Below are 10,728 nucleotides of genomic sequence, written 5' to 3' on the forward strand. Positions count from 1 at the left end.
GGGGCTATAGACCATGACCTTAAAAGAATTACTGGTAGGCTTCGGTACCCAGGTACGCAGTATCTGGATGATCGGCCTGCACGCGTTTGCCAAACGCGAAACCCGGATGTACCCGGAAGAGCCGGTATATCTGCCGCCGCGCTACCGTGGCCGTATCGTGCTGACGCGCGACCCGGACGGTTCCGAGCGCTGCGTTGCCTGTAACCTGTGTGCGGTAGCGTGCCCGGTAGGCTGTATCTCTCTGCAGAAAGCAGAGACGGTAGACGGCCGCTGGTACCCTGAGTTCTTCCGCATCAACTTCTCACGCTGCATCTTCTGCGGTCTGTGTGAAGAAGCGTGCCCAACCACGGCGATTCAGCTGACTCCAGACTTCGAGCTGGGTGAGTACAAGCGTCAGGACCTGGTGTACGAGAAAGAGGATCTGCTGATTTCCGGTCCGGGCAAATACCCGGAATATAACTTCTACCGGATGGCGGGTATGGCAATCGACGGCAAAGATAAGGGCGAAGCAGAGAACGAAGCTAAGCCTATCGACGTCAAGAGCCTGTTACCGTAAGGAGAGGGCAATGGAATTCGCTTTTTATATCTGTGGCCTTATCGCCATCCTGGCTACGCTGCGAGTGATTACGCACACCAATCCGGTGCATGCGCTGCTGTACTTAATCATCTCGCTGCTGGCCATTTCCGGGGTGTTCTTTGCGCTGGGCGCGCACTTCGCCGGTGCGCTGGAAATCATCGTCTACGCCGGGGCCATTATGGTGCTGTTCGTGTTCGTGGTGATGATGCTGAACCTGGGCGGCTCTGAAATTGAGCAGGAACGTCAGTGGTTAAAACCGCAGGTGTGGATTGGCCCGGCAATCTTGTCGGCCATCATGCTGGTGGTGATCGTTTACGCCATCCTGGGCGTAAACGATCAGGGCATCGACGGAACGCCAATCAGTGCTAAAGAGGTCGGTATCACGCTCTTTGGCCCATACGTTCTGGCGGTTGAACTGGCCTCAATGCTGCTGCTGGCAGGTCTGGTTGTTGCTTTCCACGTTGGCCGCGAAGAGCGCGCTGGCGAGGTGCTGAGCAACCGCACTGACGACCGCGCGAAAAGAAAAACGGAGGAGCGCGCATGATCCCCTTAACACATGGACTGATCCTCGCTGCGATTTTATTCGTTCTGGGTTTGACCGGTCTGGTTATCCGCCGCAATCTGCTGTTTATGCTGATCGGCCTGGAAATCATGATTAACGCCTCCGCGTTGGCCTTCGTGGTCGCCGGAAGCTACTGGGGCCAGACCGATGGTCAGGTGATGTACATTCTCGCCATCAGCCTTGCGGCTGCCGAAGCGAGTATTGGCCTGGCGCTGTTACTGCAGCTCCATCGTCGCCGCCAGAACCTGAACATCGATTCAGTAAGTGAGTTGCGTGGATGAACATGCTTGCCTTAACCATTATTTTTCCGCTGATTGGCTTCGTGCTGCTGGCGTTTTCTCGCGGCCGCTGGTCTGAGAATCTGTCTGCGACCGTGGGCATTGGCTCAATCGGTCTGGCTGCGCTGGTGACGGCGTATGTGGGTATCGACTTCTTTAACAACGGACGTCAGCCATTCAGCGTTCCGCTGTGGACCTGGATGTCGGTCGGTGATTTCAACATCGGCTTCAACCTGGTGCTGGATGGTCTTTCGCTGACCATGCTCTCCGTGGTCACTGGCGTCGGCTTCCTGATCCACATGTTCGCTTCCTGGTACATGCGCGGTGAAGAGGGTTACTCCCGCTTCTTCGCCTACACCAACCTGTTTATCGCCAGCATGGTGGTTCTGGTCCTGGCCGATAACCTGCTGCTGATGTATCTGGGCTGGGAAGGCGTGGGTCTGTGTTCTTACCTGCTGATCGGTTTCTACTTTACCGATCCGAAGAATGGCGCGGCGGCCATGAAAGCGTTCGTCGTAACCCGCGTGGGTGACGTCTTCCTCGCCTTCGCGCTGTTCATTCTTTACAACGAACTGGGCACGCTGAACTTCCGCGAAATGGTGGAACTGGCGCCAGCGCACTTCGCCGCAGGCAACAACATGCTGTGGTGGGCAACGCTGATGCTGCTGGGTGGTGCCGTGGGTAAATCCGCGCAGCTGCCGTTGCAGACATGGCTGGCCGACGCGATGGCGGGTCCAACCCCTGTCTCCGCGCTGATCCACGCTGCAACCATGGTAACCGCAGGCGTCTACCTGATTGCGCGTACCCATGGCCTGTTCCTGATGACTCCGGAAATTCTGCACCTGGTGGGTATCGTCGGTGCGGTCACGCTGGTGCTGGCAGGCTTTGCCGCGCTGGTGCAGACCGACATCAAACGCGTTCTCGCGTATTCCACCATGAGCCAGATTGGTTACATGTTCCTCGCGCTGGGCGTTCAGGCGTGGGACGCAGCCATTTTCCACCTGATGACGCACGCGTTCTTTAAAGCGCTGCTGTTCCTCTCATCCGGTTCCGTGATCCTGGCCTGCCATCACGAGCAGAACATCTTCAAGATGGGCGGACTGCGTAAGTCCATTCCGCTGGTTTATATCTGCTTCCTGGTCGGCGGCGCGGCGCTGGCGGCACTGCCGCTGATTACCGCGGGCTTCTTCAGTAAGGACGAAATCCTTGCGGGTGCCATGGCGAATGGTCATATCAATCTGATGGTTGCGGGTCTGGTCGGTGCGTTCATGACCTCCCTGTATACCTTCCGTATGATTTTCATCGTATTCCACGGTAAAGAACAAATTCACGCTCACGCAGGGAAGGGGATTACCCACCACCTGCCGCTGATTGTGCTGCTGGTACTGTCCACCTTCGTTGGCGCGATGATTGTGCCACCGCTGCAGGGCGTACTGCCAGACACCACCGAGCTTGAGCACGGTCGCGTTCTGACGCTTGAAATCACCTCCGGCGTGGTCGCTATCGCGGGCATCCTGATCGCTGCATGGCTGTGGCTGGGCAAACGTACGCTGGTCACTGCCGTGGCCAACAGTGCGCCAGGCCGTCTGCTGGGCACCTGGTGGTATAACGCGTGGGGCTTCGACTGGCTGTACGACATGATCTTCGTTAAGCCGTTCCTGGGCATTGCGTGGCTGCTGAAGCGCGACCCACTGAACAGCCTGATGAATATCCCGGCGATCCTCTCCCGCTTTGCAGGTAAAGGCCTGCTGTACAGCGAGAACGGTTATCTGCGCTGGTATGTGGCGTCCATGAGCATCGGTGCGGTTGTCGTGCTGGCGCTGCTGATGGTGTTGCGTTGATCGTTAAGTGAATTTTATTCGAATTCGTTGAAAATCAGGCCCCTGCTGGGGGCCTTAAAAAGGAATGTAAATCGCCATGTTACTACCCTGGCTAATATTAATTCCCTTCATCGGCGGCTTCCTGTGCTGGCAGACTGAACGCTTTGGCGTGAAGATGCCGCGCTGGATCGCGCTGATCACCATGGGATTGACGCTCGCGCTTGGTCTGCAACTCTGGTTGCAGGGTGGCTACTCTCTGACCCAGTCTGTGGGCATTCCGCAGTGGCAGTCTGAGTTTATCCTGCCGTGGATCCCACGTTTCGGCATTACGATCCACCTGGCGATTGACGGTCTGTCGCTGCTGATGGTGGTGCTGACTGGTCTGCTCGGTGTTCTGGCGGTACTCTGCTCCTGGCGTGAAATCGAAAAATACCAGGGCTTCTTCCACCTGAACCTGATGTGGATCCTGGGCGGCGTTATCGGCGTGTTCCTTGCCATCGACATGTTCCTGTTCTTCTTCTTCTGGGAGATGATGCTGGTGCCGATGTACTTCCTGATCGCGCTGTGGGGCCATAAGGCGTCCGACGGTAAAACGCGTATCACGGCGGCAACCAAGTTCTTCATCTATACCCAGGCGAGTGGTCTGGTAATGTTGATTGCCATTCTGGCGCTGGTGTTTGTTCATCACAACGCGACCGGCTCCTGGACCTTCAACTACGAAGACCTGCTGAAGACCCCGATGTCGCACGGCGTTGAATACCTGCTGATGCTGGGCTTCTTCATCGCGTTCGCGGTGAAAATGCCGGTGGTTCCTCTGCACGGCTGGCTGCCAGACGCGCACTCTCAGGCGCCAACGGCGGGTTCCGTTGACCTGGCGGGCATCTTGCTGAAAACGGCGGCCTACGGTCTGCTGCGTTTCGCACTGCCGCTGTTCCCGAATGCCTCCGCTGAGTTCGCACCGATTGCCATGTGGCTGGGTGTGATCGGTATCTTCTACGGTGCCTGGATGGCCTTCACGCAGTACGACATCAAGCGTCTGATTGCGTATACCTCCGTTTCCCACATGGGCTTCGTGCTGATTGCTATCTACACCGGCAGCCAGCTGGCGTACCAGGGCGCGGTGATCCAGATGATTGCGCACGGTCTGTCCGCAGCCGGCCTCTTCATCCTGTGCGGCCAGCTGTACGAACGTCTGCATACCCGCGACATGCGTATGATGGGCGGCCTGTGGAGCAAAATTAAATGGCTGCCAGCGCTGTCCATGTTCTTCGCGGTTGCCACCCTGGGGATGCCGGGCACCGGTAACTTCGTCGGCGAATTTATGATTCTGTTCGGCAGCTTCAAAGTGGTACCGGTGATTACCGTGATCTCCACCTTTGGTCTGGTATTCGCTTCCGTGTACTCGCTGGCGATGCTGCACCGCGCTTACTTCGGTAAAGCGAAGAGCGAAATTGCTGCACAAGAACTGCCGGGGATGTCGCTGCGTGAGCTGTTCATCATCCTGCTGCTGGTCGTACTGCTGGTGCTGCTGGGCTTCTTCCCGCAGCCGATTCTGGATACCTCGCACAGCGCGATGGGTAATATCCAGCAGTGGTTTGTTAATTCTGCTTCTACTACAAGGCCGTAATTCGCCATGACAATAACTCCACAACAACTGATCGCGCTGCTACCGCTGCTGATCGTCGGATTGACGGTGGTGGTTGTGATGCTCTCCATTGCGTGGCGACGCAATCACTTCCTGAATGCCACGCTGTCGGTCATCGGCCTGAACGCCGCGTTAGTCTCTCTCTGGTTTGTTGGCCAGGGTGGAGCGATGGACGTCACCCCGCTGATGCGCGTTGACGGTTACGCCATGCTGTATACCGGTCTGGTTCTGCTGGCGAGCTTGGCAACCTGTACCTTTGCGTATCCGTGGCTCGAAGGCTACAACGACAATAAAGAAGAGTTTTATCTGCTGGTTCTGATTGCCGCGCTGGGCGGCATTCTGCTGGCGAACGCGAACCACCTTGCTGCACTGTTCCTCGGCATTGAGTTGATCTCTCTGCCGCTGTTCGGTCTGATTGGTTACGCCTTCCGCCAGAAGCGCTCTCTGGAAGCCAGCATCAAGTACACCATCCTGTCTGCGGCGGCGTCCTCGTTCCTGCTGTTTGGTATTGCGCTGCTGTACGCACAGTCCGGTAATCTCTCCTTCATGGCGCTCGGCAAGAGCCTCGGCGACGGCATGCTGCATGAGCCGCTGCTGCTGGCGGGTCTGGGCATGATGATTGTTGGCCTTGGCTTCAAACTCTCTCTGGTTCCGTTCCACCTGTGGACGCCAGACGTATACCAGGGTGCTCCGGCTCCGGTGTCGACCTTCCTGGCGACGGCGAGCAAAATCGCTATCTTCGGGGTGGTCATGCGTCTGTTCCTGTACGCACCGGTGGGTGACAGCGAAGCGGTTCGCGTGGTGCTGGGCATCATCGCGTTCGTCTCCATCATCTTCGGTAACCTGATGGCGCTGAGCCAGACCAACATCAAACGCCTGCTGGGCTACTCGTCAATCTCTCATCTGGGCTACCTGATGGTGGCGCTGATTGCGCTGCAGAGCGGTGAGATGTCGATGGAAGCCGTAGGCGTGTATCTGGCCGGTTACCTGTTCAGCAGCCTCGGCGCGTTCGGCGTGGTGAGCCTGATGTCCAGTCCGTACCGTGGTCCGGATGCCGATTCACTGTTCTCCTACCGTGGTCTGTTCTGGCACCGTCCAATTCTGTCCGCGGTAATGACGGTGATGATGCTCTCTCTGGCGGGTATCCCGATGACGCTGGGCTTCATCGGTAAATTCTACGTGCTGGCCGTCGGTGTGCAGGCGCACCTGTGGTGGCTGACCGCGGGCGTGGTTATCGGCTCCGCGATTGGTCTGTACTATTACCTGCGTGTGGCAGTGAGCCTGTACCTGAGTGCACCTCAGCAGCTCAACCGTGATGCCCCAACCAACTGGCAGTACAGCGCCGGCGGTATTGTGGTACTCATCTCCGCACTGCTGGTGCTGATCTTCGGTATCTATCCGCAGCCGCTGATTGATATCGTGCAGCGAGCGATGCCATTAATGTAAAAGCAAAAAACCCGCCTCGGCGGGTTTTTTTATGGTCTTCGCCCTCTCCCTGTGGGAGAGGGTTGGGGTGAGGGCACCAGCCCGCTCCAGACTTAAGCCAGCTGCTTGCGGCTAATCAGCGGCCCGTCAATCTTCTTCATCGAGCGGTCCAGCACTTCCTCAATCACCGACGACAGCTCGTTCAGCTCAAACTTCGCCACGTAACCGTCCGCCTTCACCTTACGAATATGATCTTCGTTGGCGTTGCCGGAAAGGGAAGAGTGGATCACCACCGGAATGTCCTTCAGGAACGGGTCGGTTTTGATTTTACGCGTCAGCGTAAAGCCGTCCATCTCCGGCATTTCGAGGTCGGTCAGCACCAGAGCGATCTTATCGGTGATCGGCACCCCTTCAGCCTGCGCCTGTGCCGCCAGCACGCCAATTTTTTCCCACGCCTCTTTACCGGTGATATGCAGCTGCGCCGGTATCTCCATCGCCTGCAGGCCTTTCTCCAGCATCGAACGCGCGACTTTGGAGTCTTCCGCGACGATGGCGACAGCGCCTGGCTTAATATGGAATTTGGTGGTCTTCAGGTTTGTGGCGTGCAGATCGTGATTGGCCGGGGTGATGTCATACAGGATCTGCTCAACGTCCAGCACCATTGCCAGATCGTTGGTATCGGTCTTCTCGTCCAGGCAGGCTATGCTGGTGATATAGCGGCCGCTGACGGCGGTTTCCGCCGCGTGCACCTGCTTCCAGTCCAGACGCATGATGTTCTCAACCGATTCCACGGCAAACGCCTGCACGCTGCGGGCATATTCGGTGATCAGCAGAATGTTCAGCCCGGTCGTGGGCTTACAGCCCGCTACGGCGGCCAGATCGATCACCGGAATCACCTGATCGCGAATATTCACCATTCCCATCAGCGGTGATTTCATCCCTGCGGGTTTCGTGAACTCCGGCATCGGCACAATTTCACGCAGCTTAAAGACGTTAATGCCAAACAGCTCGGATTTATTTTCGTTAAGAGAGGTGCCCAGACGGAACAGCAACAGTTCAAAACGGTTCGACAGGGTCAGATTCGCCCTGTCATCAATATCTTTCTGGAAATTATCCATTCTACCCTCGAGAGAAATGCTGACCTTTTAATCGTTATCGGCATCCTGAGAGAAAAATGAAGGACTAAACGCTGACCTGAGCGAAATCTTCGGCCAGCTCACATTCCGGGAACAGCGCGCGGCACTCCGCCAGCAGGCTTGCGCATCCCCGCGCGTCGTAGCGTGAACTGACGTGGGTGACGATGAGCCTCCCGACGCCCGCGTCACGGGCAAGCTGCGCCGCCTGACGCGTGGAGCTATGGCCACGGCTGTTGGCTTTCTCTTCCATTGCCGCTTCAAGCGTGGCTTCGTGCACCATCACGTCCACGCCCTGAGCCAGCGTGAGCGCCGCCGGGCACGGGGCCGTGTCGCCAAAAATCGCCAGTTTTTTGCCGGGCTGCGGTGCGGCGAGATAATCCTGGCCGTTAATAACGCGCCCGTCCTCCAGCGTGACGGTCTCTCCGTGCTTCAGGCGCTGGAACAGCGGCCCGGGCTTAACGCCGTCGGCCATTAGCGCAGCGGCATCCAGCGCGCCGGGTTTGTCATGCGCTTCAATACGGTAGCCATAGCATTCCACTGGATGATTGAGTGGTTGGGCCGTAACCCTATAATCCCCGTCATCGAAAACCACGCCTTCTGTAATCTCAACGATCTCCAGCGGATAATCCGTCCACGAGCCGCTCAGGCGCAGCGTGGTTTCAACAAATTCACGCACACCCGCAGGCCCGTAAATCGTCAGCGGGTTGGCATTACCGGCCATTGAGCGGCTGCACAGCAGGCCGGGCAGGCCAAAGAGATGGTCACCATGCAGGTGAGTGATAAAGATTTTATCCAGCTTGCCCGGGTGATAAGCGGTATGTAACAGCTGATGCTGCGTCCCTTCACCACAGTCAAACAGCCACAGCCCGCCGCGGGTTGGGTGTTTAAGATCCAGCAGAATCGCCGTCACATTTCGTGAGCGGGTTGGCACGCCAGCGGACGTACCCAGAAAAATCAGTTCCATAACGCAATCAGCCCTTTGCCGAACGGGGAGGGGTTTAGTATAACGTGATGAACCCCAGGAAGGAGACTGACATGATCCAGTGGCAAGATTTACACCATAGCGACCTCACCGTTCATTCGCTCTACGCGCTGCTTAAACTGCGCTGTGAAGTGTTCGTGGTTGAACAGACCTGCCCGTATCAGGACATCGACGGCGATGACCTTGTCGGCGAGAACCGTCATATCCTCGGCTGGCGCGATAACGAGCTGGTCGCGTATGCGAGGATTCTGAAAAGCGAAGACGATTTTGAGCCTGTCGTTATTGGCCGCGTCATCATCAGCGGCAAGGCGCGCGGCGAAAAACTGGGCTACCAGCTTATGGAAAAAACGCTGGAAGCGTGCCAGAAACAGTGGCCGGACAAGGCGTTATACCTGGGTGCGCAGGCGCACCTGCAGTCGTTTTATGCCCACTTTGGCTTCACGCCGGTAACGGAAGTGTATGACGAAGATGGCATTCCCCACATCGGCATGGCGCGGGAAGTGAAACAGGCGTAATGGCGGCGCGTTGGCTATAGTTAGCGGACTGGTGTACTAACATGGAGAAAACTATGTCATTTCAATCCTGGGATACCCGTATCGATGACGATCTGGCCTTACTGAGCGAAACGCTGGAAGAGGTGTTACGTTCCTCGGGCGACCCTGCCGATCAGAAATATATTGAGCTAAAAGCCCGTGCCGAACAGGCGCTGCATGAGGTCAAAAACCGCGTCAGCCATGCGTCTGATACCTATTACTACCGCGCTAAAAAAGCGGTTTATCGTGCCGATGATTACGTGCATGAAAAACCGTGGCAGGGTATCGGCGCAGGCGCTGCTGTAGGCCTGGTTCTCGGCCTGCTGCTGGCCCGTCGTTAAGCCGCTTAACCACTCCCTATACGTGGGTACTGCTATTTATGGTCAGTACCCCGTATAATACGAGGTTTTAACAGGGAGAGGTTCGCGTGAATTCGATTTTCCTCGCGCTGGAGCATCTGCGTACCCAGCTTACGCAAGCGTTACCCGCAGCACCCGGCATACGTCATTTCGACGTCTCTTTCCCGTTAAACGATGCCTTCGATCCCCTCGCCTGGCTGGGGACGCAGCAGTGCTATCCTCAGTTTTACTGGCAGCAGCGTAACGGCGATGAAGAGCTGGCTGCGCTGGGGGCGGTTACCCATTTTTCCTCTCTGGCGATAGCCTCACAGTTTTTGCGTGAGCAAAATGCGGCAGGTGATACCCGTATCTGCGGCCTGAACGCCTTTAACCCGGAGCAGGGCAGCCTCTTTTTACCCCGTCTGCTCTGGCGACGCACGGCCGGAAACGCCACGCTGCGCCTGCAATTATGGAGCGAGCGCTCGCTTCAGGACGACGCCTTTGCCGCGCGGGATTTTTTACAGCAGCTTCAGCCTGCCAGGCCTATCCGCCCGCTGGCCGTTCAGGTTGAGCACGAAACCCATCAGCCGCAACAGGCCGAATGGCTGAGACTTGTCCACAGGGCGACCGAAACCATCGCGCGCGGTGATTTTGAAAAGGTCGTCCTCGCGAGGGCCACCGATCTTCAGTTTACACGGCGCATTAACCCCGTCGCGCTGATGGCGGCCAGCCGCGCCCTGAATTTACATTGCTACCATTTCTGCATGGTATTTGACGCCAGCAACGCCTTTCTGGGCTCAACGCCCGAGCGACTCTGGCGGCGGCGCGGCAGGCTGCTGCGCACGGAAGCGCTGGCGGGCACGGTTGCCAGCCACAATGATGATAAACAGGCGCAGCGTCTGGGCGAGTGGCTGCTGAATGACGATAAAAACCAGCGTGAAAATATGCTGGTCGTGGAAGATATCTGTCAGCGTCTTCAGCACCACACGCAGACGCTTGAGGTACTGCCAGCCCAGGTGGTGCGCCTGCGTAAAGTGCAGCATTTGCGCCGCTGTATCTGGACAGAACTCAAGCAGGCCGATGATGAGCAGTGTCTGCATATGTTGCAGCCAACCGCGGCCGTTGCGGGATTACCGCGACAGCCTGCACGCGAGTTTATCCAGAAGGTTGAACCCTTTAACCGCGAGTGGTACGCCGGTTCGGCCGGGTATTTATCGCCCGATCAAAGTGAGTTCTGCGTGGCATTGCGCTCCGCCCGCGTACTGGAGGATTCCCTGCGGCTTTACGCTGGCGCCGGCATTGTCAGCGGATCTGACCCGGAGCAGGAGTGGCAGGAGATTGAAAATAAAGCCGCCGGATTGCGCTCTCTGCTCCTAAGGGATTAATACTGATTCGCGCAATCCCGATTCACATCAAAATTCCAATTTTTTCT

The 10,728-nt window shown here is 57.2% G+C and carries 11 protein-coding genes; 9 read left to right on the plus strand and 2 right to left on the minus strand.

Annotated elements, in window-relative coordinates; translation table 11 throughout:
- The first annotated feature begins 13 nt into the window (after window positions 1–13).
- The 6 genes from nuoI to nuoN all read left to right on the plus strand — a co-directional run bounded on the left by nuoI (window position 14) and on the right by nuoN (window position 6,328).
- Window positions 14–556 (plus strand): NADH-quinone oxidoreductase subunit NuoI, encoded by a 543-nt coding sequence (gene nuoI, locus AC3WOK_RS08360; RefSeq protein ID WP_003861491.1) that lies wholly within the window; start codon window positions 14–16, stop codon window positions 554–556.
- 10 nt (window positions 557–566) lie between these two features.
- On the plus strand, window positions 567–1,121 hold the full coding sequence (nuoJ, locus tag AC3WOK_RS08365) for an NADH-quinone oxidoreductase subunit J (protein WP_047346614.1): 555 nt from the start codon (window positions 567–569) through the stop codon (window positions 1,119–1,121).
- Complete coding sequence (gene nuoK / locus AC3WOK_RS08370) at window positions 1,118–1,420, plus strand: NADH-quinone oxidoreductase subunit NuoK (protein ID WP_003861496.1); 303 nt, start codon at window positions 1,118–1,120, stop codon at window positions 1,418–1,420. Before nuoJ ends, nuoK begins: the two co-directional genes overlap by 4 nt.
- Window positions 1,417–3,258 (plus strand): NADH-quinone oxidoreductase subunit L, encoded by a 1,842-nt coding sequence (nuoL, locus tag AC3WOK_RS08375; protein ID WP_447856009.1) that lies wholly within the window; start codon window positions 1,417–1,419, stop codon window positions 3,256–3,258. The genes nuoK and nuoL overlap by 4 nt, the downstream gene beginning before the upstream one ends.
- A gap of 76 nt (window positions 3,259–3,334) precedes the next feature.
- A complete protein-coding gene (gene nuoM / locus AC3WOK_RS08380; protein WP_447856008.1) occupies window positions 3,335–4,864 on the plus strand; it encodes an NADH-quinone oxidoreductase subunit M in 1,530 nt (509 codons plus the stop codon).
- 6 nt (window positions 4,865–4,870) lie between these two features.
- Complete coding sequence (nuoN, locus tag AC3WOK_RS08385; protein WP_029740937.1) at window positions 4,871–6,328, plus strand: NADH-quinone oxidoreductase subunit NuoN; 1,458 nt, start codon at window positions 4,871–4,873, stop codon at window positions 6,326–6,328.
- A gap of 92 nt (window positions 6,329–6,420) precedes the next feature.
- On the opposite strand, the gene AC3WOK_RS08390 is transcribed toward nuoN, so the two are convergent.
- Window positions 6,421–7,425 carry a chemotaxis protein gene (locus AC3WOK_RS08390; protein ID WP_032643418.1) on the minus strand — a complete coding sequence of 335 codons (1,005 nt, stop codon included), beginning with the start codon at window positions 7,423–7,425 and terminating at the stop codon, window positions 6,421–6,423.
- Between the two features lie 64 nt (window positions 7,426–7,489).
- A complete protein-coding gene (gene rbn / locus AC3WOK_RS08395) occupies window positions 7,490–8,407 on the minus strand; it encodes a ribonuclease BN (RefSeq protein ID WP_063429119.1) in 918 nt (305 codons plus the stop codon).
- Window positions 8,408–8,478: 71 nt separating this feature from the next.
- Between rbn and AC3WOK_RS08400 the strand changes: the two genes are divergently transcribed.
- The 3 genes from AC3WOK_RS08400 (at window position 8,479) to menF (ending at window position 10,681) form a co-directional block, all read left to right on the plus strand.
- A complete protein-coding gene (locus AC3WOK_RS08400; RefSeq protein ID WP_063957851.1) occupies window positions 8,479–8,940 on the plus strand; it encodes a GNAT family N-acetyltransferase in 462 nt (153 codons plus the stop codon).
- A gap of 53 nt (window positions 8,941–8,993) precedes the next feature.
- Complete coding sequence (elaB, locus tag AC3WOK_RS08405) at window positions 8,994–9,299, plus strand: stress response protein ElaB (protein ID WP_059312839.1); 306 nt, start codon at window positions 8,994–8,996, stop codon at window positions 9,297–9,299.
- Between the two features lie 86 nt (window positions 9,300–9,385).
- Entirely contained in the window at window positions 9,386–10,681 is a 1,296-nt protein-coding gene (gene menF, locus AC3WOK_RS08410) for an isochorismate synthase MenF (protein WP_492354316.1), read from the plus strand.
- The last annotated feature ends 47 nt before the right edge of the window (window positions 10,682–10,728 follow it).

It is taken from the genome of Enterobacter sp. FW301-JW81, from assembly GCF_058788735.1.